The sequence below is a fragment of the Gillisella taibaishanensis genome, from assembly GCF_001938985.1.
Classification (GTDB): domain Bacteria; phylum Pseudomonadota; class Alphaproteobacteria; order Rhizobiales; family Rhizobiaceae; genus Allorhizobium; species Allorhizobium taibaishanense.
Window position 1 is genome coordinate 959,566 of the sequence record NZ_MKIN01000022.1, and the last position, 26,316, is coordinate 985,881.

General features: G+C 61.2%; 25 protein-coding genes and 1 other RNA gene. 13 read left to right on the forward strand and 13 right to left on the reverse strand.

The window, feature by feature from the left end:
* Nucleotides 1–334 precede the first annotated feature (334 nt).
* Nucleotides 335–1,342: a type I glyceraldehyde-3-phosphate dehydrogenase gene (gap, locus tag BJF91_RS15580; protein WP_075615360.1), complete on the reverse strand. Its 1,008-nt coding sequence runs from the start codon at nucleotides 1,340–1,342 to the stop codon at nucleotides 335–337.
* A gap of 180 nt (nucleotides 1,343–1,522) precedes the next feature.
* Nucleotides 1,523–3,499 (reverse strand): transketolase, encoded by a 1,977-nt coding sequence (gene tkt / locus BJF91_RS15585; RefSeq protein ID WP_075615361.1) that lies wholly within the window; start codon nucleotides 3,497–3,499, stop codon nucleotides 1,523–1,525.
* A gap of 410 nt (nucleotides 3,500–3,909) precedes the next feature.
* Between tkt and BJF91_RS15590 the strand changes: the two genes are divergently transcribed.
* The 4 genes from BJF91_RS15590 (at nucleotide 3,910) to BJF91_RS15605 (ending at nucleotide 5,618) form a co-directional block, all read left to right on the forward strand.
* Nucleotides 3,910–4,179 carry a DUF4164 domain-containing protein gene (locus tag BJF91_RS15590; RefSeq protein ID WP_075615687.1) on the forward strand — a complete coding sequence of 90 codons (270 nt, stop codon included), beginning with the start codon at nucleotides 3,910–3,912 and terminating at the stop codon, nucleotides 4,177–4,179.
* Between the two features lie 37 nt (nucleotides 4,180–4,216).
* The gene (locus tag BJF91_RS15595; protein ID WP_075615362.1) at nucleotides 4,217–4,600 is read left to right on the forward strand and encodes a cell division protein ZapA; all 384 of its coding nucleotides are present in this window, start codon (nucleotides 4,217–4,219) and stop codon (nucleotides 4,598–4,600) included.
* 79 nt (nucleotides 4,601–4,679) lie between these two features.
* Nucleotides 4,680–4,836, forward strand: a non-coding RNA gene (gene ssrS / locus BJF91_RS15600) — 6S RNA.
* A gap of 143 nt (nucleotides 4,837–4,979) precedes the next feature.
* The gene (locus tag BJF91_RS15605; RefSeq protein ID WP_075615363.1) at nucleotides 4,980–5,618 is read left to right on the forward strand and encodes an FMN-binding negative transcriptional regulator; all 639 of its coding nucleotides are present in this window, start codon (nucleotides 4,980–4,982) and stop codon (nucleotides 5,616–5,618) included.
* A 9-nt stretch (nucleotides 5,619–5,627) separates the two neighbouring features.
* Here the strand turns inward: BJF91_RS15605 and BJF91_RS15610 are convergent, their stop codons facing one another.
* Together BJF91_RS15610 and BJF91_RS15615 are read right to left on the reverse strand one after the other, a co-directional pair.
* A complete protein-coding gene (locus BJF91_RS15610; RefSeq protein WP_075615364.1) occupies nucleotides 5,628–6,137 on the reverse strand; it encodes a GNAT family N-acetyltransferase in 510 nt (169 codons plus the stop codon).
* A gap of 109 nt (nucleotides 6,138–6,246) precedes the next feature.
* Nucleotides 6,247–8,298, reverse strand: coding sequence for a methyl-accepting chemotaxis protein (locus tag BJF91_RS15615; RefSeq protein ID WP_075615365.1), 2,052 nt, complete (start codon nucleotides 8,296–8,298; stop codon nucleotides 6,247–6,249).
* Nucleotides 8,299–8,564: 266 nt separating this feature from the next.
* Here BJF91_RS15615 and BJF91_RS15620 point away from each other — a divergent pair, with 266 nt between their 5' ends.
* The 5 genes from BJF91_RS15620 to BJF91_RS15640 all read left to right on the forward strand — a co-directional run bounded on the left by BJF91_RS15620 (nucleotide 8,565) and on the right by BJF91_RS15640 (nucleotide 14,235).
* The gene (locus BJF91_RS15620) at nucleotides 8,565–9,248 is read left to right on the forward strand and encodes a 5-formyltetrahydrofolate cyclo-ligase (RefSeq protein WP_083943324.1); all 684 of its coding nucleotides are present in this window, start codon (nucleotides 8,565–8,567) and stop codon (nucleotides 9,246–9,248) included.
* A 13-nt stretch (nucleotides 9,249–9,261) separates the two neighbouring features.
* Nucleotides 9,262–10,086 (forward strand): TIGR00282 family metallophosphoesterase, encoded by an 825-nt coding sequence (locus tag BJF91_RS15625; protein WP_075615366.1) that lies wholly within the window; start codon nucleotides 9,262–9,264, stop codon nucleotides 10,084–10,086.
* Between the two features lie 405 nt (nucleotides 10,087–10,491).
* On the forward strand, nucleotides 10,492–11,691 hold the full coding sequence (locus BJF91_RS15630) for a phosphoglycerate kinase (protein WP_075615367.1): 1,200 nt from the start codon (nucleotides 10,492–10,494) through the stop codon (nucleotides 11,689–11,691).
* Nucleotides 11,692–11,875: 184 nt separating this feature from the next.
* Entirely contained in the window at nucleotides 11,876–12,901 is a 1,026-nt protein-coding gene (locus BJF91_RS15635) for a class I fructose-bisphosphate aldolase (protein WP_075615368.1), read from the forward strand.
* Between the two features lie 167 nt (nucleotides 12,902–13,068).
* Entirely contained in the window at nucleotides 13,069–14,235 is a 1,167-nt protein-coding gene (locus tag BJF91_RS15640; protein ID WP_083943356.1) for an HPP family protein, read from the forward strand.
* 70 nt (nucleotides 14,236–14,305) lie between these two features.
* On the opposite strand, the gene BJF91_RS25040 is transcribed toward BJF91_RS15640, so the two are convergent.
* Nucleotides 14,306–14,461, reverse strand: a complete 156-nt coding sequence (locus BJF91_RS25040) for a hypothetical protein (protein ID WP_162843874.1) — start codon at nucleotides 14,459–14,461, stop codon at nucleotides 14,306–14,308.
* A gap of 271 nt (nucleotides 14,462–14,732) precedes the next feature.
* On the opposite strand from BJF91_RS25040, the gene BJF91_RS15645 reads away from it, so the two are divergent.
* The 3 genes from BJF91_RS15645 to rcdA all read left to right on the forward strand — a co-directional run bounded on the left by BJF91_RS15645 (nucleotide 14,733) and on the right by rcdA (nucleotide 17,134).
* Nucleotides 14,733–16,019 carry an MFS transporter gene (locus BJF91_RS15645; protein WP_075615369.1) on the forward strand — a complete coding sequence of 429 codons (1,287 nt, stop codon included), beginning with the start codon at nucleotides 14,733–14,735 and terminating at the stop codon, nucleotides 16,017–16,019.
* Nucleotides 16,016–16,210 (forward strand): DUF1192 domain-containing protein, encoded by a 195-nt coding sequence (locus BJF91_RS15650; RefSeq protein ID WP_075615370.1) that lies wholly within the window; start codon nucleotides 16,016–16,018, stop codon nucleotides 16,208–16,210. The genes BJF91_RS15645 and BJF91_RS15650 overlap by 4 nt, the downstream gene beginning before the upstream one ends.
* A gap of 408 nt (nucleotides 16,211–16,618) precedes the next feature.
* The gene (rcdA, locus tag BJF91_RS15655; RefSeq protein ID WP_075615371.1) at nucleotides 16,619–17,134 is read left to right on the forward strand and encodes a protease adaptor protein RcdA; all 516 of its coding nucleotides are present in this window, start codon (nucleotides 16,619–16,621) and stop codon (nucleotides 17,132–17,134) included.
* Nucleotides 17,135–17,484: 350 nt separating this feature from the next.
* On the opposite strand, the gene BJF91_RS15660 is transcribed toward rcdA, so the two are convergent.
* The 6 genes from BJF91_RS15660 to rpmE form a co-directional block, all read right to left on the reverse strand.
* Nucleotides 17,485–18,084, reverse strand: coding sequence for a cytochrome b (locus BJF91_RS15660; protein ID WP_407639892.1), 600 nt, complete (start codon nucleotides 18,082–18,084; stop codon nucleotides 17,485–17,487).
* An 8-nt stretch (nucleotides 18,085–18,092) separates the two neighbouring features.
* Nucleotides 18,093–18,857, reverse strand: a complete 765-nt coding sequence (locus BJF91_RS15665; RefSeq protein ID WP_234801634.1) for an anti-sigma factor family protein — start codon at nucleotides 18,855–18,857, stop codon at nucleotides 18,093–18,095.
* Between the two features lie 17 nt (nucleotides 18,858–18,874).
* Nucleotides 18,875–19,381 carry a sigma-70 family RNA polymerase sigma factor gene (locus BJF91_RS15670; RefSeq protein WP_075615374.1) on the reverse strand — a complete coding sequence of 169 codons (507 nt, stop codon included), beginning with the start codon at nucleotides 19,379–19,381 and terminating at the stop codon, nucleotides 18,875–18,877.
* 8 nt (nucleotides 19,382–19,389) lie between these two features.
* Nucleotides 19,390–19,782, reverse strand: a complete 393-nt coding sequence (locus BJF91_RS15675) for a COG4315 family predicted lipoprotein (RefSeq protein WP_075615375.1) — start codon at nucleotides 19,780–19,782, stop codon at nucleotides 19,390–19,392.
* A gap of 126 nt (nucleotides 19,783–19,908) precedes the next feature.
* A complete protein-coding gene (locus BJF91_RS15680) occupies nucleotides 19,909–20,454 on the reverse strand; it encodes a YceI family protein (protein ID WP_075615690.1) in 546 nt (181 codons plus the stop codon).
* Nucleotides 20,455–20,682: 228 nt separating this feature from the next.
* Nucleotides 20,683–20,904: a 50S ribosomal protein L31 gene (gene rpmE / locus BJF91_RS15685; protein WP_075615376.1), complete on the reverse strand. Its 222-nt coding sequence runs from the start codon at nucleotides 20,902–20,904 to the stop codon at nucleotides 20,683–20,685.
* Nucleotides 20,905–21,091: 187 nt separating this feature from the next.
* Here rpmE and BJF91_RS15690 point away from each other — a divergent pair, with 187 nt between their 5' ends.
* Nucleotides 21,092–22,894 carry an ABC transporter transmembrane domain-containing protein gene (locus BJF91_RS15690; protein WP_075615377.1) on the forward strand — a complete coding sequence of 601 codons (1,803 nt, stop codon included), beginning with the start codon at nucleotides 21,092–21,094 and terminating at the stop codon, nucleotides 22,892–22,894.
* Between the two features lie 296 nt (nucleotides 22,895–23,190).
* Here BJF91_RS15690 and BJF91_RS15695 read toward each other — a convergent pair whose 3' ends face one another.
* Entirely contained in the window at nucleotides 23,191–24,837 is a 1,647-nt protein-coding gene (locus BJF91_RS15695; protein ID WP_075615378.1) for an FAD-binding dehydrogenase, read from the reverse strand.
* A 447-nt stretch (nucleotides 24,838–25,284) separates the two neighbouring features.
* Nucleotides 25,285–26,316, reverse strand: a complete 1,032-nt coding sequence (locus BJF91_RS15700; protein ID WP_075615379.1) for a peptidoglycan -binding protein — start codon at nucleotides 26,314–26,316, stop codon at nucleotides 25,285–25,287.

Genomic DNA, 26,316 nt, shown 5'->3' on the forward strand with positions numbered 1-26,316 from the left:
CAAAAACGCCCGCACCCTCTCCAGCGCCTCAGCGGGCTCCGATCCCCGATAAAACTACTCCTGATAATCTCCTCCATCCTCTCGCGCACCTCCGCCCTGTCCAGCACGGACCGGTCCGGCAGCAGCCGTTGCCGGGCCTCTTCCAGCCGGAAGTGCAGGTCGCTGCCGGCGTCGAGGATGTCGGGCTCTATCGGGTCAGCCGCATCAACGGACGGTGGCAATAGGAAGGCATAGGGGGCGACACGGCAAAGCCTTTGCGCCGGCATAACGCCAATAAAAAAGCGGACCGGTTTCCCGATCCGCTTTCGTCATTTCATTCAGGCAGACAAACTACTTAGATCAGCTTGCCCATGGCGACGGCAGTGTCGGCCATGCGGTTGGAGAAGCCCCATTCGTTGTCGTACCAGGACAGGATGCGCACGAGCTTGCCGCCGTCCATGACCTTGGTCTGGTCGCCGGAGAAGGTCGAGGAATGGCTGTCGTGGTTGAAGTCGATGGAAACCAGCGGCTCTTCGGTATAGCCTAGAATGCCCTTCAACTCGCCTTCAGCGGCAGCCTTGATGGCAGCGTTGATTTCTTCCTTGGTCACGGCGCGCGACGGGATGAACTTCAGGTCGACGACCGAGACGTTCGGCGTCGGGACGCGGATGGCCGAACCGTCGAGCTTGCCCTTCAGTTCCGGCAGAACCAGGCCGACGGCCTTGGCAGCGCCGGTCGAGGTCGGGATCATCGAGAGAGCAGCGGCGCGGGCGCGGTGCAGGTCCTTGTGCATCGTGTCCAGCGTCGGCTGGTCGCCGGTATAGGAGTGTATCGTCGTCATGTAGCCGCTCTCGATGCCGACGAGCTTCTGCAGGATGTAAGCGACCGGTGCCAGGCAGTTGGTGGTGCAGGACGCGTTGGAAACGACGAGGTCGTCCTTGGTCAGCGTGTTATGGTTGACGCCGAAGACGATGGTCTTGTCAGCGCCGTCAGCCGGAGCCGAAACCAGAACGCGCTTGGAACCGTTGGCGAGATGCAGCGAGGCCTTGTCCTTGGCGGTGAAAATGCCGGTGCATTCCATGGCGATATCGACATTGGCCCAAGGCAGATCCTTGGGGTCGCGCACGGCGGTCACCTTGATCGGCGCGCGGCCGTCGATGATGATGCTGTCGCCTTCAACCTTGACGGTCGAGGGGAAGCGGCCATGGACGCTGTCATAACGCAGCAGGTGGGCATTGGTCTCGACCGGGCCCAGATCGTTGATGGCCACGACCTCGATATCGGTCCGGCCGGATTCGATGATGCCGCGCAGCACGTTGCGGCCGATGCGGCCAAAGCCGTTGATGGCAACTTTCACAGTCATTGCATAACTCCCGCTTCTCGGATGGCTCCGGGCAGCTGGGTGGCTCCCGGAACGTTGGTTGTCTGCAGCCGAGACGGTACGAGGCGGGGCGCCTGCGTGCCGGACAGCTCCAGCGATCTGGTCTCAGACGAAAGGCAGGTCGCTTAAGACCTGCCCACGTCTGTATTCGGCCCGTTTTGATCAGGCCAGCTTGGCTTCTGCCGCCTCGACAATCGCTTCGACGGTGATGCCGAAATGCTTGTACAGCTCCTTGTAGGGGCCGGAAGCGCCGAAAGACTTCATGCCGATAAAGGTGCCGTGCGAGCCGATGATCTCATCCCAGCCCTGGCGGATCGCCGCTTCGACGCCGATCTTGACCGGGGCCGTGCCGATAACGGCCTGGCGATACTCTTCCGGCTGTTCGAAGAACAGTTCGAAACAGGGGACGGACACGACGCGGGCGGCAATGCCCTTGGCGGCGAGAGCCTCGCGGGCCTTGATGGCCAGCTCGACTTCCGAACCGGTGGCGAAGATCGACACCTGCGCATTGTCGGCGCCGAGCAGCTCGTAACCGCCCTTGGCCGACAGGTTTTCAGCCGAGTATTCGGTACGTGCCGCAATCAGGTTCTGACGGGTCAGCGCGATGCCCGACGGACGGTCCGTGTGGGTCAGCGCGATCTGCCAGCATTCCGCCACCTCGGTGGCGTCGCATGGGCGGAACATCATCAGGTTCGGGATGGCGCGCAGCGCCGCCATCTGCTCGACCGGCTGGTGGGTCGGGCCGTCTTCGCCAAGACCGATGGAATCATGGGTCAGGACGTGGATGACGCGAATGCCCATCAGCGAGGCGAGACGGATCGGCGGACGGCAATAATCCGAGAAGATCAGGAAGCCGCCGGAGTAAGGAATGAGGCCGCCATGCAGCGCGATGCCGTTCATCGCAGCCGCCATGCCATGCTCGCGAATGCCCCAGTGCACGTAGCGACCGGAGAAATCGGTCGGCGTGATCGAGGCGGTCTGGCTGGTCTTGGTGTTGTTCGAGCCGGTCAAGTCGGCGGAACCGCCAAGCGTTTCCGGAACAATGCCGTTGATCACCTCAAGCGCATCCTCGGAGGATTTGCGGGTGGCGAGCACGGGCTTAGTCTCGGCCAGCTTCTTCTTGTAGGCGTCGATGGCAGCGTTGAAGCCTTCCGGCAGCTTGCCGGCGAAGCGACGGGTAAACTCGGCCTTGTGGGCAGAGCCTTCCACCAGTTTTTCGTATTCGGCGCGCATAGAGGCGCCACGGGCACCGGCTTCACGCCAGGCGTCCAGCACGTCGGCCGGCACGTGGAAGGGCTCGTCGGCCCAGCCGAGCGCCTTGCGGGTCGCGGCGATTTCATCGGCACCGAGCGGCGAGCCGTGCACCTTGTGGGTGCCGGCCTTGTTGGGCGAACCGAAGCCGATCACCGTCTTGCAGGCAATCATCGTCGGCTTTTCCGACAGCTGCGCGGCGCTGAGGGCTGCGGCAATTGCTTCGGGATCGTGACCGTCGACAGCCATGGTGTTCCAGCCGGAGGCGCGGAAGCGGCCGTGCTGGTCGGTGCTGTCAGCCAGCGAAATCGCGCCGTCGATGGAAATGCCGTTATCGTCCCAAAGCACGATCAGCTTGTTGAGCTTGAGATGGCCGGCCAGCGAAATCGCTTCCTGGCTGATGCCTTCCATCAGGCAGCCGTCGCCGGCAATCGCGTAAGTGTGATGATGCATCAGATCGCTGCCGAACTCGACGGCGAGCTTCTTTTCGGCAATCGCCATGCCCACGGCATTGGCAATGCCCTGGCCAAGCGGGCCGGTCGTCGTTTCGATGCCGGCGAGGTGACCATATTCCGGATGGCCGGCGGTCTTGGAATCGATCTGACGGAAGTTCTTGATGTCTTCGATGGAAATGTCTTCGTAGCCCGTAAGATAAAGCAGCGAATACAAAAGCATGGAGCCGTGGCCGGCCGACAGCACAAAGCGGTCGCGGTTGGCCCATCTTGGTGCCTTCGGGTCGAAATTCAGGAACTGTGTAAACAGCACCGTCGCCACGTCGGCCATGCCCATTGGCATGCCGGGATGGCCCGAATTGGCCTTTTCGACAGCATCCATGGACAAAAAGCGGATCGCGTTGGCCATCCGGTTATGTTTTTCGGGAGAAATCATGACTATTCCGCCTGTTCCGGGTCTCGATGGACGATCGCCGTTCGGGCGAACGTCAGGAAGTGGGAGATCCTTAACATCTAGGGCTGGCAAGTCAATAAAGTGAGGGCGGGTGATTGTCACGAAGGCATTATTTCAGATTTTGCCTTAATATTGATCATTGTCTCCTGTTGATGCCCCGGGCGAGCGGCCCCGGCAGCGCCGTCCACAAGCATGATGAGCCCAAACCCGCTGCAAACGCGGGGGTTTGTTGACGCAGGCTTATCTCAATGACTAATGTCGCGTGAGAACTACGGGAGCCAAAGGGTCGATTCGGCTTGCCTTTTGGAGTTTGCCGGAGAAAAATGCCGGTGAAAATGATTGTCGGTTTCTCGTCGATCGACGAGCCAAACCGGAGAATGGGCGAGAGGCAGATGGCGACGGATAGAGCGGAAGCCGTGCTCGGCGCATTGAGACAGGCGATTTCCGGGCTGGAAAATGCCGTTGAAATGCGGCTGGAACTGCAACGGTCCAGCGCCGAAGTGGAGCAGGAAGTCCGGCGCGTTCACGTTGATCGCGCAAGGCTGGCCCAGGAGCTGGATCAGTCTCAGTTTCGGGCGAACAGGCTCGAAGAAGTCAATAGAGAAGTCTCGCGCCGCCTGGTAACGGCAATGGAAACCATCAGGGCCGTGCTGGACCGATAAGGTCCGCGTGGGTTCGATCAGGGGTCAAGCGACAGACATGGCACAAGTCACGGTCACCATCGATGGAAAAGCCTATCGCATGGCCTGCGAAGAGGGGCAGGAGCCGCATCTGATCGATCTGGCGTCCCAGTTCGACCGCTATGTCAGCCACCTCAAGGGCCAATTCGGCGAGATCGGCGACTTGAGGGTCACGGTCATGGCCGGCATCATGGTCATGGACGAGCTGTCCGAGTTGAAGCGCAGGATGACCGCCCTCGAGTCGGCATCGGCCGGCGCCACGGGTCGCGAGGACGACATTCTTGCCGCCATCATGGAGCTGACGGACCGCCTGAACGGCCTGACCCGCCGGCTCACCGAAAGACCGCAAACAGAGGCTGCTCAGCCAGCCCAAGGCCCTGGCGGCGCAGGCCAGCCGCATTGACCGGCTGCCTGCAGAAATAAACCTTCGCCAAGACCTTATCGCCACTGGTACAAGCCAGCGAATACGCCTATATCTGTCTTGCGGTCTGCGCCTCTCGACAGGAAACACAATCCCTGGGGCCATACCCGATCTTGAGGGAGCTGTCCCTGTCCGGACCCGTGGGTTCGGTCATACGGCGCCCACCTACTTTGTAGGCTCCCAGGATCGAAAATCTCCATCGGTTGCGTGGATCGCACTTATTCATTGTTTTGATAAATGGCATGTTTCTCTTGCCGACTGGCGGGCCTTGCAGCACCGTGCGTTTGATAAAACGCACTTAGGAATGCTGCAAAACTAAATCGGCCGCACAATGCCCGGGGCGACAGTTAAGAGAACGCCGATGTATCTACCTTCCCATTTCCGCCAGACCGACACCGAAGCCCTGTTCGGCTTCATCCAGCGCAATCCGCTCGCCTTGCTGGTGACGGCAGGAAGCGGTGGTTTGGTCGCCAATCCCCTGCCCTTCTTTGTCAGCCGCGCCCGTGATGGCGAGGACAAGGATCGGCTGATCGCGCATATGGCGCGGGCCAATCCGCAATGGCAGGCCATTGAGGCCGGCGATGAAGTTCTGATTAGCTTCATGGGCGCAGATCATTACGTCTCGCCGAACTGGTATCCAAGCAAGCAGGAGAGCGGCAAAGTGGTGCCGACCTGGAATTACCAGATCGTTCAGGTCAGGGGCACGACAACGGTCCATCACGATGCCGCCTGGCTGCTCGACCAGGTTAACCGCCTGACGGACCAGCAGGAAGCCAAGGGCGAGCACCCCTGGGCTGTCAATGACGCGCCGGAGCCCTTCGTTACCGCCCGGATGCGCGGCATCGTCGGGCTGGAACTTGCGATCACCGCCATCGAAGGCAAACTCAAGGCCAGCCAGAACCGCACAGAGGCCGACCGCAAGGGCGTGATCGACGGGTTGGAGTCTGAGGGAAAGCCGCAAGCCGAGGCGATGGCTGATGTGATGCGGTCGCTGGGGTAAGCCGCAAGCTCAGAATGCCAGCATCATGGCGACGCGCCATCGTGGGTCGAGACCTTTGTCCGCTTCGCTGGCCAGAATGGCCTTCAGCCTTGGTGAACAAGCCGCCGCGTCCAGAGGCCGAAAGCCGAGCTTCTGATAGAAAGGCGCGTTGAATGGCGCGAAGCGATCTGTCGTCAGGGTCGCGCCGTTGAGATCCCGTTCCCGAGCGGTCGCGAGCATCTTCCCAATCAGACACCTGCCGATGCCCTGCCGCTGCCACAACGGATGGACGTCCATTTCCCCGATATGCAGCCAGCCCTCAGCCTCGTATCCGCCAGTATAGCCGAACAGCCCGCCACTATCTTCTCCCGCCACAAACAGGAAACCGGAATCGAGATAGATCTGCAATTCATCATCGCTGCTAGCAGCCGCCTCGCCCGTCACGGCCTGGGCAGCCCGTAGTGTTTCGAAGGATGCGAGTTCAATGCCCCGCAGGGCCTCGAAATCGTGCCGAACACCGGCTCTGATTACATGCGGCATCGTCTTGTCTCACCCACAAAGGAAGGATCGGCCTTGCACTTTCTAAAAACCAGAACGGCCGGGAGCAAGTCCCGGCCGTTTCGTTATAAAGCGCAGACGTGGTCCGGCCTCAGAACTCTTCCCAATTGCCGTCAACTTTTGCGTTGGAGGCCGCAGCGGCACCGCCGCCGAAGGCTCCAGCCAGTTTGCCCATCATCGAGCGGGCCGGCGAAGCGACAGGACGAGATGTCGCGGAACCGGCTTTTGCCGGCACCGGACGGTTGCGGGAAGCAGCGGCGGACGGCTGCTGGGCAGCAGGTTGGTAGGTCGCCTTTGGAGCCATGCGGTGCTGTGGCGCGACTTCACCCGGCACCTTGAACTGGCCGACCAGGCCAACCAGCGTCGTGGCGCTTTCGGCAAGCCGGTGGGTGACAGCCGTGGTTTCCTCAACCATGGCGGCGTTCTTCTGGGTGAACGTGTCCATGTGGTTAACCGCAGTGTTGATCTCGGCCAAGCCGGTGCTCTGCTCACGCGAAGACGTGGCGATCTCTCCGATCAACCCGTTGATCTGCGAGACCTGGCCGGAAATGGCGCTCAGCGCATCGCCGGTTTCGCGCACCAGCTTGACGCCGCCGGCCACTTCCGTGCCCGACTTGGTGATCAGCCCCTTGATGTCCTTGGCGGCATTGGCAGAGCGCTGGGCAAGCTCACGCACTTCCTGGGCAACGACGGCAAAGCCCTTGCCGGCCTCGCCGGCGCGGGCCGCTTCAACACCGGCATTCAGCGCCAGAAGGTTGGTCTGGAAGGCGATCTCATCGATCACATTGATGATCTTGGAAATTTCGCTCGACGCCTGCTCGATGCGGCTCATGGCTTCCACCGCATCGGACACCACCTTGGAAGAGCCCTCAGTGTTGACCTGGGCATTGGCGGCAAGGGTCGCTGCCTGCTGGGCGCGGTCGGCAGCGCTGCGGACCGTCCCGGTGATCTGCTCCAGCGCGGCCGAGGTTTCCTCCAGCGAAGCGGCCTGCTGTTCGGTGCGGTTGGCCATTTCGCTGGCGGCGCTGCGCATCTCGCTGCCGCTCGCTTCAACTGCCATCGCCTCATTGCGCAGTTTGGCGAAGGCAATGCCGAGCGTGCTGACGGCATTGTTGAAGTCGGTGCGCAGGCCTTCCAGCTCGGGCAGGAAGGGCTCCTCGATCCGGCTCGTCAGGTCGCCGGCGCTGAGCCGGTTGATCGCAATAGCCAGCGCATCGGCATTGCGCCGACGGGCAACGGCATGCGCATCCTTCTCTGCCTCATGCGCGGCCCGCTGTTCTTCATTGCGAACCCGCTCTGCATTGGCCTCGCGCTCCAGCTCAATTTTAAGCAGCGCTTCCTTGCGGAACACGTCGAGCGCCTGGGCCATCGCCCCAATCTCGTTTTTCAGGTCCTGATGCGGCACGACCACATCCGTGCGGCCTTCCGCCAGGCTCGACGCGGCAGCGGTCAGCTGCGGGATCGGACGCATGATCGCCCGGGTCAGAATCACAACCAGGACCAAGGCGATTGCCAGCGCTATCCCGGCGGTCATGGCCACGGTCCAGGCCATCTCGTCGCTCATGCTGGCAATTTCGGCAACGCGCACGCCGGCATAGAGAATGCCGATAACAGCGCCTGAAGCGTTCACGATCGGCTTGTAGATCGTATAGTAATCCGTGCCCAGCACAGCGGCTTGGCCGCGATAGGTATCGCCCTTGACCACGGCCTTGTAAGCCAGGCCGGTCGCATCGAGCGGCGTGCCGACGGCGCGCTGGCCATCAGGCTTGACGATATTGGTGGTGCGGCGCACGTAGCCCTTGCTGGCGTCATCAAGCGTAAACAGCGTCGCCGTCTGGCCGGTGGCGCGGCCCACCTGATCGATCATGTGGTGATCGGCAAACTGCACCGGCAGGGTGTCAGCCGAAATCCGCTCGACATTGCCGTCACTGCCCCAGTCGACTTTAACGCCCGGCACGTCGCGTTGAAGCAAGATCGCGGCAACCCGCAACCCGGCATTCTGCCCATCGATCGCCTGCTTCGCGATACGCGCGTGCACCGACTGGGAAATCTGCCAGGCAACAGCACTCAGACAGACGACAAGAACCAAGGTCGTCACCGCAGTAATCGTTCCGACAAGCCCGAAACGGGAAAGAAATTTCATAACCAAACCCTCGAAAATCCAGAAGTCCCCCAGGGCAGGCTATTTGATGAATGTTAAAGCAATCTTGTCGCAGATTGACAAACAGCCGCGATCGCCCGATCCACCTGACGGTAGCGGGTCGATGACAGCGGCGGGGTTTGACGGCACAACCGTCGACTAAGGCACAACCCCATGAATTTTAGGGAATTTCTTCCAAGCTTCAACCTAGGCGCCTTCATGGCGGCAGCAAGGCGGGCCGCGGCGGCCTTGCAAAGCAATTGCTGGACATGGTTAAACAACCACTAACCGATGCATCGACAACTGAACCGGATCGCGCCAAGGCAGCGCTGGTCGGACCTGACGTGTTAAACAACGAGAAAGACGAGACCCTGTCCAATCTCAAAAGCCAGTTGCGCCAGGACAGTCTGGCGCGCCGCGACGCGCTTTCCCCTGCCCTTCGCCAGGAACTGTCGCTGGCCATAGCGCGGCACGGCAGTGAGCGACTGCCAGAAATAGCTTCGCTAGCCGGCATGATGGTCTCCGGATTCCTGCCGATCCGCTCGGAAGTGGACCTTCGCCCGCTGATGGCGCAATTGCGTCATGCACAAGCAAGGCTCTGCCTACCCGTCGTGCTCGACCGCCAGACCATCTGCTTTCGCGAATGGCGCGCTGACGTGGCCCTCACCGATACCGGTTTCGGCACCAGCGGCCCGGGCCCGGATGCCCCTGTGGTCGACCCCGATCTGCTGCTGATGCCGCTCGCCGCCTTCGACCGCAACGGCAACCGGATCGGCTACGGCGCGGGCCATTACGACCGGGCGATTTCCCGCCTGCGCGACAAAGGCCGCATTCCTGTTCTGATCGGCATTGCATTTTCCTGCCAGGAAGTGGCAGAAGTGCCCTTTGAACCTCACGACGTTCCCCTGCAGGCCATTCTGACCGAACATGGGTTGAGAACTGTCGACATCTGACTGGATATAGGGAATGCGGCTGCTTTTTCTGGGCGACATGGTTGGCAAGACGGGCCGTACGGCGGTCTGGGAGAAATTGCCGGGCCTGATCTCCGACCTGAAACTGGATTTCGTGATCGTCAACGGCGAAAACGCCGCTGGTGGCTTCGGGATCACCGAAGACATCTTTCTGGAAACGATCAATGCCGGCGCCGACGTCGTCACCACAGGCAACCATGTCTGGGACCAGAAGGAGGCGATCACCTTTTCCGGCCGTCACGACCAGTTCCTGCGCCCCGCCAATTATCCCGCCGGCACGCCCGGCAAGGGCTCCGGTCTTTATTATGCGCGCAATGGCGCGCGCGTGCTGGTTGCCAATATCATGGGCCGGGTCTTCATGCATCCCGAGCTGGACGACCCCTTCAAGTCGGCTGAAACCATCCTCGCCGCCTGCCCGCTGAAGGAACAGGCCGACGCCATCATCTTCGATTTTCACGCCGAGGCCACCAGCGAGAAGCAATGCTTCGGCCATTTCGTCGATGGCCGCGCCAGCTTCGTGGTCGGCACCCATACCCATGTCCCGACTGCCGATCACCAGATCCTCAACGGTGGCACAGCTTATATGTCCGATGCCGGCATGTGCGGCGATTACGATTCCTCGCTCGGCATGGAAAAGGAAGAGCCGCTCAACCGGTTCATCTCGAAAATGCCGAAGGGCCGGTTTGAAGCTGCCCATGGCCCGGCAACCATCTGCGGCGTCGGCGTCGAGATTTCCGACAGCACCGGCTTGGCCGAAAAGATCGCGCCCTTGCGCATCGGGCCACGGCTTGCCGAGACCATCCCCGATTTCTGGGCGTGAACCTAAGACCGCACTGTAGAGTCCACGACGCAAGCGTTTATACTTGTGGCCTTCCCCCTCTGCCTTGCCAGGCATCTCCCCCTCAAGGAGGGAGATCGGATGGAGTGGCCCCGCGCTCCTCCTGAACGGATCTGCGGGAGATGATGTGGATTGGAAGCCCAATCCTTGTCGATCTCCCCCCTTGAGGGGGAGATGTCCGGTAGGACAGAGGGGGGTAAACCACGGACGAAAAGTTGTGGACCCCACTTGGTAAGGCAACCTCTATAGTCTCAGCTTGTTCAGGAATTGCCATTTTCGAGCTGTCAGCGGCAGTTCTTGGGCAGGCTGAAAGTCTTGCCTCTTGGCCGAACCGGTGTAAGGTCCGGCGCAGCGTACCGTCTCGACATTCAACACGGGAATTTCACTATGCCTGCTTTCAAGACACTCGACGATCTCCACGATATCGCCGGCAAGCGCGTGCTGTTGCGCGTCGACCTGAACGTGCCGGTTTCCGGTGGCAAGGTCACCGACGCAACCCGCATCGAGCGCGTCGCGCCGACCATCAAGGAACTGTCCGCCAAGGGCGCCAAGGTGATCCTGCTGGCCCATTTCGGCCGTCCGAAGGGCGAGCCGGTTGCCGATATGTCGCTGTCGCAGATCATTTCCGCCGTGGAAGAAGTGCTTGACCAGGCCGTGGCCTTCGCCGATGACTGCATCGGTGAGTCCGCCGCCAACGCCGTCGCCGCGCTTAACAACGGTGATGTCCTGCTGCTCGAAAACACCCGCTTCCACAAGGGCGAGGAAAAGAACGACGCCAATTTCACGGCGGAACTCGCCAAGAACGGCGACATCTATGTCAATGACGCTTTCTCGGCCGCGCACCGCGCCCATGCCTCGACGGAGGGCCTTGCCCATCTGCTGCCCGCCTATGCCGGCCGCACCATGCAGGCGGAGCTCGAAGCGCTCGAGAAGGGCCTGGGACAGCCGACCCATCCGGTCGTTGCCATCGTCGGCGGCGCCAAGGTCTCGTCCAAGATCGACCTGTTGATGAACCTGGTGAAGAAGGTCGACGCGCTCGTTATCGGCGGCGGCATGGCCAATACATTCATCGCCGCCCAGGGCATCGATGTCGGCAAGTCGCTTTGCGAGCATGATCTCGCCGCGACCGCCAAGCAGATCATGATCGAAGCTGAAACCGCCGGCTGCACCATCGTGCTCCCGGTCGACGGCGTCGTCGCCCGCGAATTCAAGGCCAATGCCGCCAATGAAACCGTCAGCGTCTCGGCCATTCCCGCCGACGCGATGATGCTGGATGTCGGCCCGCAGTCGGTGGCACTCGTCAACGACTGGATCAGCAAGGCCGCCACCCTGGTCTGGAACGGCCCGCTCGGCGCCTTTGAAATCACGCCCTTCGACACCGCAACCGTTTCAGCCGCCAAGCATGCCGCCGAACGCACCAAGGCCGGCAAGCTGGTCTCTGTTGCCGGCGGCGGCGATACCGTCTCGGCGCTCAACCATGCTGGCGTTGCCGACGACTTCTCCTATGTCTCGACCGCGGGTGGCGCCTTCCTGGAATGGATGGAAGGCAAAGAGCTGCCGGGCGTTGCCGTACTGCAGTCGGCTTAACCATACCAAAAAAATTCGGGTGCGGCCGGAACAAAGGCCGCACCTGAAATTTGTTTAAAAAATTTTGAATTTTAAAACGATTGAAACGATTTCAATCGTTTCAATGACTTAAGCACCCATTTTCCTTGCCAAAAACATCTGTTACGCGATTACCCCAGTGGTAACGTTTTTGGGAGCATGGATTATGAGTGAGAGACTTGAAGACATCGCCGTTAAGATGATGGCTGATGGCAAGGGCCTTTTGGCAGCGGACGAATCCACGTCCACCATCAAGAAACGTTTCGACACGATCGGGCTTGAATCCACCGAGACCAGCCGGCGCGACTACCGCGAAATGCTGTTCCGGTCCGATGAGGCGATGAAGAAATACATCTCCGGCGTCATTCTCTATGAAGAAACCCTCTATCAAAAGGCCGCCGACGGCACGCCTTTCGTCGACATCATCAAGGCTGCCGGTTCCATTCCCGGTATCAAGGTCGACATCGGCGCCAAGCCCATGGCTGGCTTTCCCGGCGAAACCCTGACGGAAGGCCTCGACGGCCTGCGCGAGCGCCTCGCCAACTACTACAAGGCCGGTGCTCGTTTCGCCAAGTGGCGCGGCGTCATCGCCATTGCCGACGGCCTGCCTACCTGGGGTTCGATCAAGGCCAATAGCCAGGCGCTCGCCAGCTACGCCGCTCTCTGCCAGGAAGCCGGCATTGTACCGATCGTCGAGCCTGAAGTGCTGATGGACGGCGCACCGGGTACCCACGACATTGCCAAATGCGCAGAAGTCACCGAATGGGTGCTGCGCACCGTGTTCCAGGATCTCTATGACGCCCGCGTCAAGCTGGAAGGCATGATCCTGAAGCCGAACATGATCATCGACGGCAAGAATGCCCGTAAGGCTTCCGTGGACGAAGTTGCTGCCGCAACCGTCAAGGTGCTGAAGGCGACCGTTCCCGCGTCCGTTCCCGGCATCGCCTTCCTGTCCGGCGGCCAGAGCACCGAAGAAGCAACCGCCCATCTCTCGGCCATGAATGCCGGCTACGACCTGCCTTGGGCACTGACCTATTCGTATGGTCGCGCCCTGCAGGACAGCGCCCTGAAGGCCTGGGGCGGCCGCAGCGAAAACGTCGCCGCTGGTCAGCGCGCCTTCACCCACCGCGCCCGCATGAACAGCCTTGCCGCAACCGGCACCTGGAAGCAGGATCTGGAAAAGGCCGCTTAAGCAACCCTTCAAGATTTGATTGATCTGAAGCCTCGCCCTCACCGGCGGGGCTTTTGCTTTTGCGACAGCGCAGACTTGAAACCGATACAGCGAGGCTGATAACGGTCGCAACATGATGAGAGCGTGTCAGCAAAACGCCGGGACGCTTTATGGAGGAGAACGGCAGCATGCAGCCAGGCAGCACGAACGCGTGGAAACGCCTGTTCTCATCCCTCACCCCGCATGTGACATCGATCAGCTATGCCGAACAGGCCCGGTCGGCGGTTGGAGCGCTGCTCGGTATTTTTTTGACCGGGCTCATCAGCGCCTTTGCGCTCGGACCATCCTCAAGCCTGCCAGTGCTTGTCGCGCCGATGGGCGCCTCGGCCGTGCTGTTGTTTGCCGTGCCGGCAAGCCCGCTGGCACAGCCCTGGTCGATCATCGGCGGCAATCTCTGTGCGGCGTTGATCGGCGTGACCATTGCCAAACTGATACCTGATCCGTTCGTTGCCAGCGCACTGGCCATCAGCGGTGCGATCGCAGCGATGATCGCCCTGCGCTGCCTGCATCCGCCGAGCGGCGCCATCGCGCTGACGGCGGTGCTGGGTGGCCCCGCCATTCATGGACTTGGCTACGGTTTCGTGCTTTGGCCGGTGCTGGGCAACTCGCTGATCCTGCTGTTGAGCGCGCTCGCCTATAACAGGCTGGTCGGACGCCGCTATCCGCATCGCGCCCGGCCGACTTTGCCGCCGGAGCCGCCCGGCTTTGCCGACCGCGCCGCCTTTCAGCGCCAAGACCTCGAAGACGTGCTGAAGGACAATGATGCCTTTCTCGACATCGACCGCGACGATCTCGAAGACATTCTGCGCCGCACCGAGTTGCGCGCCTATCGCCGCCGCTCGAGCCACGCAACATGCGGCCAGATCATGGTACCCGGCATAACAGCGCTATCGCCCGATACCAGCCTCAGCGAAGCACTGCACCGGCTGCGTCAAAGCCGGGTGAAGGCATTACCCGTCACCGCCGAAGACGCGACCATTCTCGGCATCGTCACCCAGACGGATCTGATCGACAAGGCAAGCTGGATGCGCGGCAAGCCGACAATCGGCTTTGGCCGCCGCCTGGCACTTGCCCTGCAAGGAGCGAGTGCGCCAAATGGCACCGTCAAGGATATCATGACCACGCCGGTCAAATCGGTGACACCGGACGCTCCGCTTGCCGATGCGATCGTCACCTTCGCCGAGGCCGGTTTGCATCACCTGCCGGTCATCAACGCCCAGCACAAACTGGTCGGCATGATTGCCCAGACAGATGTGTTGGTGGCTATGGTTCACGCAGCGGATCAGAAAGTGTAAAGCGCTTTCTGGGATATCCGCTGCGCAAAACAAAGCCAGCGGATCAGAAAGTGTGAAACGGGCTGTGGCGTCAGGGCCGTAGCAGCAGCGTCACGGTCCAGATGACAAAGGCCACCACCGCAAGCTTCCAGAAATCACGGCGCCTGCGCAGACCGGGCAGACCGAGCGGCCGGATCAGTTGCACGAGCATGACCAGCATCAGAAAGGCGGAAATGGCTTTGCTCATGGTGTATCGCTCGGTTGGTGGCAGGTCTCTTCCAAGGCATTTCGGCGGTCTGTAGGATGGTTGAGCGAGAAAGCAAAGCCCACTTCCGACGCCGCACATCCCATCTCGGCAAAACAGCCTTGGAAATCGCCAGGAAATCCTATTCTGTAACGTCGCAGTAACGGCAGCGTGAGAAAATCCATAAATCGACCCCATTCGCGAAAATAATGAGGCACGTTACCGCCTTCCGCCCAGTCCGGCCCCTGTCCGCTCCATCTCGAAGTGATTGCGCATGACCCGAAATCTCTTTCCCGTTCTCTCGCTGCTGCTCGGTACGCTGTTTCTGTTTCTCGGCAACGGGCTGCACGGCCTGCTTCTGCCGGTGCGCGGCTCGGCGGAGGGCTATTCCAACGAAGTGCTTGGCCTGCTCGGCACCGCCTGGGCCAGCGGCTTCGTTCTCGGCTGTTTCTTCGCACCGAAGCTGGTCATGCGGGTTGGCCATGTCAGGGCCTTTTCCAGCTTTATCGCGGTCATCGCCATCATCTCCTTGATAACAGGCCTGGTAGTCGAAGAATATTCCTGGGTGGGATTGCGAGCGCTGACCGGCTTCTGCACCGCCGGCACCTCGATGATCATCGAAAGCTGGCTGAATGAGCGGGCCAGCAACGAGAGCCGCGGCTCGATCTTCTCCTTCTATATTTCAGTGACCCTGCTTGGCGTTGTCGGCGGCCAGATGATGGTTGCTTTCGGCAATGTCCACACCACGACGCTGTTCATGATCTGCGGCATTCTCTATTGCCTGGCCATGCTGCCCACCACCATGTCCAACGCCGCCTCGCCGCAGCCGCTGAAATCGGTGAAGCTCGACCTGCCGAAACTGTATCGCAATTCGCCGGTCTCCTTCGTCGGCATTCTGCTGATCGGTATCGCCAATGGCGCCTATGGCACGCTGGTGGCGGTATTTGGCGCCCGCGTCGGCCTGCCCGACGCAATGATCGCCACCATGCTCAGCATCACCATCTTCTCCGGCGCCGCCGCGCAGTTTCCGGCCGGGCGCCTGTCCGATCACACCGACCGTCGCTATGTTCTGGCCGGCATTGCCTGCGTGGCGCTGTTTGCAGCCCTGCTGCTGCTGGTGCTGCGACCGCAGACGGCACTGTTCCTGATCCCGCTCGTCGCCCTCTACGGCGCGGCCGCCAATGCGCTCTATCCGATCGCCGTCGCCCATGCCAACGACTTTGCCGACAGCGGCGATTTCGTCAAAGTCTCCGGCGGCCTTCTGCTGCTGTTTGGCATCGGCACAATCATCGGCCCAACGATCGGTGGCCCGGTGATGACCTGGTTCGGTCCCCATGCGCTGTTTGCAGTTACCGCTACCGCCCATGGCCTGCTCGTTGCCTATGCCATCATTCGCAGCCGGGCGCGGCCGACCTTGAAGACTGAAGATAAGGAAACCTTCTCCGGCACCGGACCGGTCTCTACCTTGATGGCCACCCCGCAATCGGTCACCCTTGACCCCAGGGCCGAACGGGACGAAATCAATGCGGAGGACACCGCAACCAAGGAGATCGAGCCATGATCGAAGACCCGGATCGCCCGCGCAAACCGGCAGAACACGAGATCGGTTGCGACCTTTCGCTGCTCTCCGCAGGCGAAATCGACGCGCGAATCACCCTTCTGAAACAAGAAATTAACCGTCTCGAATCGGCAAAAGAAGGCAAGCTCGCCGGCAAAATGGCGGCGGAATCGCTGTTTCGCACTTCAAAGTAGCACGCTTTGGATCAAAATATTACAGGTGTCGCGGGAGGTAACAGGTCACCAATGACCAGGCCCAGACCATCGAAACCAAGGCAGAACTGATCTATCCCGATGCAGTATTAAGCAAATATTAAGCATTTTATGCGAATGTAAAACCTGTCCGGTTCTTCTGGATTCAGACAGTTTCACCTGATGGCGATTTGGTCTGATTTTTCTCCCTGTTTTACCTTGAGAGCCGCTTTTGCGGCTCTTTTTTTGCGCTTGTCGACTTTACCTAAAACTGTGGGAATTAACCCTTTCTTAAGAAACGGCTTGCGCATTTCGGGTATTGGTAGCATCGTTCACCCATGGAATTGGCGCTGGACTTCGTTAACCGCCGCGCTATCTCAAAAAGTGATGCGTAAGACAGGGAAAATGTCGATGTCGGAACTTGGATTGAATACGGTCAGCTTTGCCGGGCGCGCTGCTTCGTCGTCGCAGTTCAAGGCTACCTACGCTGAAGGCATGGGACTGGTCGAAGAAACAGCAGCCTATCTGGATGGACCTGGCCGGTCTGCCGCAAAGGTGCTGCCGCGCATGGCTTCCGTGCTTTATGCTGCCGAGTCGATGCGTCTCACCACCCGTCTGATGCAGATGGCATCCTGGCTGCTTCTGCAGCGCGCCGTGAACAATGGCGAAATGTCGCGCGATCAGGTTATCTCGGAAAAGAGCAAGGTTCGCCTCGACGGCTTCAACGTCGACCGCAATGCGCCCGGCTGGAACGATCTGCCGGAATCCTTCCGCGATCTGATCGAGCGTTCGCTGCGCCTGCAGAACCGTATCGCCCTGCTCGACCGCGAAATCTACCGTCCGAACGACACCTCGATGGTGCCGGACAATGAAAACAGCGTCCAGGCTCAGCTCAACCTGCTGCGCACGGCCTTCAACGCCAACTGAGCACTGTCAAAGTTTCAGCGTCAATGACGCAAGCAAGATGCAGAAAAGGCGGGTTTAACCCGCCTTTTTCTATTTTCGGGCATTTTCTGAAAATCTATCAGCGGCAATTGAGGCAAAGTTTTCGCGGCTTCGCCCCCTCATCCGCCCATTTCTATACTAAAAGAGGGCGCTACCTTCTCCCCGCTGGGGAGAACAGGTATGAAGCAGCGTCATGCGCCTGATTTACTGCATAGTCCCTTCAATCGGGATGACCTTCAGGTCGATCGCCTTGCTCTCTTCTCCCCAGCGGGGAGAAGTCCCCGGCAGGGGGATGAGGGGGTGCGAAGCCACCAAACCGATAGATAGTTGTCCTACCTGCCCCTGCGCTTCACGATTGGCAGCATGCGGTGCAACGTGGCATCCCTGCGCACAGCGTGATGCCAGAATGCCGCCGTCACATGCAGCAGCACCAGGCCCGCAGCCGTATAGGCCAGCGTCGCATGCACTTCAGTCCAGAAGGCCTCGGCCTGATCGGATATTGTCATCGGCAAGCCGGGGATGACGACGAGATCAAACACATAGCTCGGGATCTGCAACGGTGACGTCGAGGCGACGGCCCAGCCGGCCAGCGGCACCGCCACAGTCAGCAACAACAGTGCGAGATGCGCGCCACGGCCTGCAAACCGTTCCAGCCGGCTGCCGCCGATCGGCTTCGGCCTTGTGCCGACCAGCGACCAGACGACGCGGGGAACGGCAAGCGCCAACACGGTAAAGCCAAAGGACTTGTGCCACTGGAACAGGTTGAATTGCAGCGCTGGATCGATATCGGGACGCGACATCAGATAGCCGAGGACGATCTGTCCGATGAACAGCAGCGCAATCGTCCAGTGGAAGGCAATGGAAAGCCAGCCATAGGTCTGCCGCGCCGGATCCGGCGCCGGCTCGGCAGCGAAACGCAAGGGGTCTTCCATGGCCATGATCAGCTCAACTGTTTGTAGCTTGCATTGGCAAGCACCTGCATGCGGTCCTTCGGCAGATCGCCGATCAGCGCGCAGCGGATGGTCTCATCATTCCAGAACAGCGCCTGCAGCCCGCCTGCCCCAGCCTTCATGCTTGTCCAACGGATCGCGGTTTCCTGTTCATCGCGGGAGGGGACGATATAGAGCGTCACCCGCTGGCCGCTTTCATCCTGATACATCAACTGCGCCGCAGGGCCATCGGTGCTCGGCAGCAGCCGGCCGCCGACCAGCGAAAAGCCCTCGGCCGTGAGATCGGGAATGGCAAGCGGCCGGTCGAGCCGCTTCGACAGCCATGTCTTCAGCTGCGGTGCCTCTCCGGCCCGGACTTCGACGGGATGAATGACTTCGCTGGCATAGAGACGATGCGCCTGGGTCGCTTCCGCCACCAGCGGATCGGGGGCAGCAGGACCCGATATCAACAAACCCCGGCCAAACCAGCCGCCTGTGATACCGACCGCGAGGATCACCACGGCGGCGGCGGCAAAATTGCGCCAGGCCGTCCGCTCCTCGCGAAGGCGGCGGTCGATGGCGTGCACGTCGAGGCGGGTCGGCAGCGGCTCCTTGGGGACCGCGCCATAAAGCGCCTGCAGGGCAGCATTCTGCTGGCGCCATAGCTCCACCTTCTGCGCCTCGTCAGGATGGGCGGCAAGATAATCGGCCACGGCCTTGTGTTCGGCATCGCCGAGCCGTCCGTCGGCAAAGGCGATGAGGTCGCTTTCTGTCATGCCTGGCTCGCCATGTCTCATTTGATCACCCTCAACTTCGGCTCGTCGCCCTCGGTCAGCCGGCTCAAGGCGGCACGCGCCCGGCCAAGCCGCGACATCAGCGTACCCAGGGGAATGCCGAGCACATCGGCCGCCTCGCTGTAGCTCATGCCCTCGACGACGACGAGAAGCAGCGCTTCCCGCTGCTCCGGCGATAGCTGGTCGATTGCCCGTGCCATCTCGGCCAAGGCCAGCCGGCCGCCTTGAGCGGCGGGCACCGACAATTCACCTGCCACATCCTCGATCGGCACGGCAACAGGCCGGCGGCGGCGATCGCGCAGATTGTTGCGATAGATGTTAAGCAGCACCCGGGTGAGCCAGGGCCGCAGCGGTCCTTGCGGACGCCACAGCCCCTTCTTGCGGATCGCCCGCTCAAGGCAGTCCTGAACGAGATCGTCGGCCACGTCGCGGTCATGCGTCAAGGCATGGGCATAGCGCCGAAGCCCCGGAACACAGCCTGCGATTTCGTCCAGAAAGTCGGGCATATCTGAGCCTATTCCTTGGCGGTGTGCCAGACGCCGCCGACACCGTCGCCGGTCATGTCGCCAGCCTTCTTGTCCATCTGCCAGCGGTAGAGCGGCTTGCCGTCATGCGACCACTGCATCGTGCCGTCCTTGCGGGTGATCGGCTTGTAATCGCCCTCGGCCTTGTCACCCTTCTTGGCTTCAAGCGGCGGCCATTTCTTGGCGCAGTCGTCGTAGCAGGCCGATGCACTGCTGCTGTCCTTGTCGAAAGTGTAGAGCGTCATGCCCTTGGCATCCGTCAGGATCGTGCCCTTGGCGGTTTTCGTCTCAACGACGGCGCCGCCGGCATAGGGCTCGGCAAAGGCTGCCGCCCCCGAGATAGCAAGGATAACGCCAGTCAGAAGCAGGTGATGTGGGCGCATGATATCGTCCTTTTCAAAGTAGGATACGAGGAAGAGGTGAACGGTTCGGACATCTTGCCCGATATGTGAGAAACACCTGGGCAGAGCGTTTAATCCCGGTCGCCCATTGTTTTTTTGAAACCCGCCTCAGCGAATGCCCTTCAGATCCATGTCGAAGGCAACGGTGTTGGAATAGAGCGGCACGCCGATGCCCATGCCGTAGGGCACACGGAAGATATTGCCGGTGACATGGAAGGTAACCGTTCCCGCTTGCTGCTCGACGAAGGTCGCGTGAAAGGTCTCGGGCCTTGATACACCTTTGGCCGTCAAAGTGCCCTCGACCAAGGCGCTACGCGGTCCATCCTGCACCACGCGGCTGGAGCGGAAGGTGATCTGCGGATAGTCGGCGACACCGAAAACGGCGCTGGAGCGCAGGAAGTTTTCGACCCGCTCCTGCCCGGTCTTGACGCTGGCGGGATTGAGCGTGATTTCCACATAGGACTGCGCCGGGTGATCCGCATCGATATCAAACCGGCCGGATATGCCGGGAAACGTGCCGTTAATGCCAGGACCCGCGACCTGGGCAATGGAAAAGCCGATCCGGGAGGCCGGATCGATGCGGTAGCGGCCGGCGGCCGACGAAAATTGCGCCGCCGATGCAGCACCCGACCCCAAGGCCAGAGTTGAGGCCAGGGTTGAGGCGACGGCCGAGACGAGCGCGAGGCGCCCAAGCGAAAGACGATGGTTCAAGACGCATTCTCCTCTTATTAGGACGATGATGGTCCTGAGGAGAAGAACACCGCGACACGCGGTTTAATCCCGGCGCGCAAAAAGAAAAGTCACGGGATAACAAAGTCGCTTAGCCAACAAAAAAGCCCGATCTCACGACCGGGCTTTTTCGAAGACATATGCAAGCGAAGATTAGAGGCCGAGGCCGCCGAAACGCTTGTTGAACTTGGAGAGACGGCCGCCACGGTCCATGAGCTGCTGGTTGCCGCCGGTCCAGGCCGGGTGCGACTTGGAATCGATTTCCAGGTTCATGACCTGACCTTCCGAACCCCAGGTCGAAAAGGTTTCGTATTCGGTGCCGTCAGTCATGACGACCTTGATCTTGTGGTACTCGGGATGAATGTTAGCCTTCATGACGGTCTTCCTGCTTGCCGGGGGGTCTTTTTGCCGCAATTGCATCGGCGGACCCAATTCAATACATGAAGCCGGAGACAGGTTGTGTCACGGCTTCCCAATTTGATGGGCTGCCTATACATGAAGGTCGCAAGGATAACAAGGCCCCCGGCGCTTGAAGCTGGATGGTCGGGGTGGAGAGTGAACGGTGTCGGAAAATCAAGAGCAAAAGGCCAAATCGAGCCGCAGTCTGAAACCGCTGGCACGATTGAACCCCTATCTGATGCGCTATCGCCGCATGGCGCTTGCCGCCCTGCTTTTCCTGGCGCTGGCTGCGGTCACCACGCTCGCCCTGCCGCTTGCCGTGCGCCGGATGATCGACCACGGCATGGCGTCTGCCGATGCCGGCTTCATCAACAAGTATTTCGCCATGCTGATCGTGCTGGCGGCCATCATGGCAATCTCGAGCGCGCTGCGCTATTACTACGTCATTACCATCGGCGAGCGGATCGTCTCAGATATCCGCCGCGAGGTGTTCGACCATGTCAGCCGGCTGTCGCCCGCCTTTTTCGACGTCAACCAGTCGGGTGAAATCGTCTCGCGGCTGACAGCTGATGCCACCCAGATCAAGTCGGCCGTCGGCGCCAGTGCCTCGGTGGCCCTGCGCAACATCATCATGTGTTTCGGCGCCATGGGCATGATGATCTATACCAGCCCGAAACTCTCGGTGATGGTGCTTGCCGCCATTCCCGTCATCGTCTTCCCGTTGATCGGCTTTGGCCGCTCGGTGCGCCGCCGCTCGCGCGCTGCCCAAGACAAGTTGGCCGAAGCCGCCGCCTTTGCCGGCGAGAGCATCGGTGCTGCCCGCACCGTTCAGGCCTTCAATGGCGAGCCGGCGGCCAGCGCCCGCTATGGCGCGGCTGTGGAGCAGGCCTTCGACGCCGCACGCGTCGCCACGCGCGCCCGCGCCATCCTGACCGGCGTCGCCATCACGCTGGTGTTCGGCAGCATTGTCGGCGTGCTCTGGTATGGCGCGCAAAGCGTGCTGGCCGGCACGCTGTCGGCGGGCACGCTCGGCCAGTTCCTGCTCTATTCCGTGATCGCCGCCTCCTCGCTCGGGCAATTGTCGGAGGTCTGGGGCGAGCTGATGCAGGCCGGCGGTGCCGCTGAACGGCTGACGGAGCTACTGGCCGAAATCTCCGCCGTCCGCTCGCCAGACCACCCGAAGCCACTGCCCGCACCGGTGCGTGGCGAAGTCTGGTTCGAGGGCGTGGAATTTGCCTATCCCAGCCGCCTGGAGCGCACGGCCTTGAAAGGCCTCAGCTTTGCGGTGGATGCCGGCGAGACGGTCGCCATCGTCGGCCCATCAGGCGCTGGCAAGAGCACGATCTTTTCGCTGATCCTGCGCTTCTACGATCCTACCTCCGGCCGCATCTGTCTTGATGGCACCGACCTGCGCGATGTGGCGCTGGAGGGCCTGCGCGAGCAGATCGCCATCGTGCCGCAGGACGTGACGATCTTTTCCGGCACGATCCACGACAACATCGCTTTCAGCCGCCCGGGCGCCAGCCGCGAGGCGGTCATTTCAGCCGCCCGCGCCGCCCAGGCCGCCGAATTCATCGACCGGCTGGAGCACGGCTATGACACCCAGGTTGGCGAGCGCGGCATCACGCTATCAGGCGGCCAGCGCCAGCGCGTGGCCATTGCCCGCGCCATCCTGAAGGATGCGCCGGTGCTGTTGCTCGACGAAGCGACCTCGGCGCTCGATGCAGAAAGCGAAACGCTGGTGCAGAAGGCCCTGGACGAGTTGATGAAATCGCGCACGACAATCGTCATCGCCCACCGCCTCGCCACCGTGCTGAAGGCCGACCGCATCCTCGTGGTCGACGATGGCAAGGTGGTTGAACAAGGCACCCACCAGAGCCTGATCCAGCAGGGCGGCATCTACGCCCGCCTCGCCCGCTTGCAATTCCAAACCGGCGCCCAGGATTTTCTAGCCGAGGCGAAGTAGAGTTTTGCGCATTTAACGACTGTGTAGACAGCGCAAACGGCTGTCGGCTCCGCCCCCCTCATCCGCCTGCCGGCACCTTCTCCCCGATGGGGAGAAGAGATATGCGGCAAGCTTTCCGGCCTAATCTCTTCTTCCGACATTGAACGGAGGCAAGGCGCTATCGTCCTTGCCTCTTCTCCCCGGCGGGGAGAAGTACCCGGCAGGGTGATGAGGGGGGGCGAAGCCGAAAGGAAAATGGTGTGGTAGCCGTGATTTCACGGAAACATAACCGACACTAGAACCCGTCAACCCGACCGCTACGCCAGCACGTTGCGCCCCGCCACCCGGCCGGAAAACAGGCAGCCGCCGAGAAACGTACCTTCCAGCGCCTTATAGCCATGCATGCCGCCACCGCCAAAGCCGCTGGCTTCGCCTGCCGCATAAAGGCCCGGCACCGGTTCGCCGGATAGTTCCAGCACCCGGCCTTGCAGATCGGTCTGCAAGCCGCCCAGCGTCTTGCGGGTCAGAATATGCAGGCGCACGGCGATCAGCGGGCCCTTGGCGGGATCGAGCAGCTGATGCGGCGCGGCGGTGCGCATCAGCTTGTCGCCGAGATAGTGACGCGCGCCCCTGATCGCGGTGACCTGCGCATCCTTGCTGAAGCGATTGTCGATTTCCCGGTCACGGGCCTCGATCTGCTGGCGAATGCGGAGCGGGTCGAGCCGGCCTTCGCCGCTGATCGCATTCATCTTCTCGACGAGATTTTCGAGATCGGTGCTGACGGCAAAATCCTCGCCGCGCTCCATGAAGGCCAGAACCGGGCCGGTCGGCCGCTTGCCGAGCCGTTTCAAGAGCAGCCGGATATTGCGGCCGGTCAGATCAGGGTTCTGCTCCGAGCCTGACAGCGCGAATTCCTTCTTGATGATCGCTTCCGTCAGAATGAACCAGCTGTAATCGCTACCCCGGTGCCGCAGGATCTTTAGGGTTTCCAGCGTGTCGAAACCGGGCATGGCTGGCATGGGCAGCCGATTACCATCGGCATCGCACCAGAAGGATGACGGCCCGGGAAGAATGCGAATGCCATGACCGGGCCAGATCGGATCGTGATTCTTCACCCCCTCGGTATAATGCCACATGCGGTCGCGATTGATGACGCTGCCGCCCGCCTGCTCGGTAATGCCGATCATCCGCCCATCGACATGGGCGGGCACGCCGCAGACCATGTTTGCCGGCGGCGTGCCCAGCCGCTCCACCGGCCAGTTCTTACGCACCAGTTCGTGATTGCCGCCAATGCCGCCGGAAGCAACGATGACAGCGCCCGCCGCAATCGAAAAATCGCCGATCGCATCGCGATTGCTGCTTTCGCCACGAAGCGCTGAGTCTGCAGCCAGAACCACGCCGGATATACCCGTCACCCGCCCATTCTGCCGCTCCAGCGCATCGACGCGATGGCGAAACAGGAAGGTGATGCGCCCGGCCTCTTCCAGCGCCTTGGCTGCCTTTAAGAAAGGCTCCAGCACGCCAGGTCCGGTGCCCCAGGTGACGTGAAAGCGCGGCACGGAATTGCCGTGGCCATCGGCCAGCTGCCCACCGCGCTCGGCCCAGCCAACCACCGGAAACCAGCGCATGCCCATCTGGTGCAGCCAGGCCCGTTTTTCGCCGGCGGCAAAGTCGAGATAGGCCTTGGCCCACAGCCGCGGCCAGTAATCTTCAGGCCGATCAAAACCGGCAGAACCAAACCAGTCCTGCTCGGCCAGCGCCAGGCTATCGCGCACCCGCATCCGCCGCTGCTCCGGACTATCGATAAAGAACAAACCACCCAGCGACCAGAAGGCCTGCCCGCCGAAATTCTGCTCGCCTTCCTGATCCACGACGCAGACCCTCAGCCCCCGTCCCGCCGCCTCTGTCGCCGCCACCAGCCCAGCCAGACCGGCACCGACCACGATCACGTCGAATTCCTGCATGCTTCCCCTCCTCGTGTCCCACCCTGCTTCGGCAGACCAGCCAACCGCCTACACACCCTCCAGATGCTGATATTACTTTTACGAGAACGTCAAAGTTTGGCAAGCACGAAGCCGCGTGCAGTTTTCATTGCCAAACCGCGAAACGTGTAATTCTGCCGCTGCTCAAAAACGGGGATCGGGAGCAGAAGCCGCAAGCGCCGAACCAACTGGAGCGTCAGGGAAGATGAGTCACGCTGACAATGGCGATAGGCTTTGCTCTCGAACAGGATGGCACGGACGGGATATTCCTATCACAATCATGCTTCAAATAAAGAAAACCCGCACGGGCTGGACAGCAACGTGCGGGTTCAACTTTTTACCTAAGCGAAAGCCCCTCTGGCAGTGACAGCCGTCAGATGAGCTCCTCGAATATACACCGTCATTACAGACGCCGGACATTCCGCCGCCTCACCGCTCCGTCAGCTTCAATTCGATCCGCCGGTTCTGGGCGCGGGCTTCCAGCGTGTCGCCGGGGGCGATCGGCTGGAACTCACCGAAACCGGCGGCGGCCAGACGGTCGGCGGGGACGCCCTTGGAGATCAGGAACTTGACCACGGAGACGGCACGGGCTGCCGAGAGCGACCAGTTGTCGGGATAGCGGCCATTGCCGGACAGTTGCACATTGTCGGTATGACCGTCGACGCGCAGCACCCAATTGATGTCGGGCGGAATTTCCTTGGCGAGATCGATCAGCGCCAGCGCGAGCTTGGCCATTTCATCCTGACCCGCCGGGTTCATGTCGGCGCCACCTGATGGGAACAGCACTTCCGACTGGAACACGAAGCGGTCGCCGACGATGCGGATATTCTGCCGGTCGGACAGGATTTCGCGTAAACGACCGAAGAAATCGGAGCGATAGCGGTTAAGTTCCTGAACCTTCTGGGCCAGCGCCACATTCAGGCGGCGACCGAGATCGGCAATCTTTGCCTGCGAGGATTGGTCCTTGGCTTCCGAGGCCTGCAAGGCCTGTTCGACGGCGGCGATCTGGGCGCGCAGCGCGGCGATCTGCTGGTTGAGCAGGTCGATCTGGCTCATGGCGCGGGCGCTGACCTGCTGCTGCTCGTCAAGCTTGCCGGAGAGTTCGCCAATCTTGGCCTGGGCCTGAGCGGAACTGCCGGAGCCGGCATCGAGCAGCGATTGCAGCCGGCTGCGCTCCTTCTCGGACGTATCCAGCGAGGATTGGAGATTGGCGAGAGCATCTTCCAGATCGGCCTTGCCGCCCTTTTCCAAGGCCAGCATCTGCGTCAGTTCGGCAATCTGGTTGTTCAGCCGGTTCAGCACCTCGTCCTTGCCTGATATTTCGCGGCTGAGCACGAATTGCGCAACCACGAATACCGTCAGCAGAAACATGATGGCGATCAGCAGGGTCGAGAGCGCATCGACGAAGCCCGGCCAGTAATCGGCACCGCGTTCCCGTCGGCGATTGCGCGCGAGAGCCAT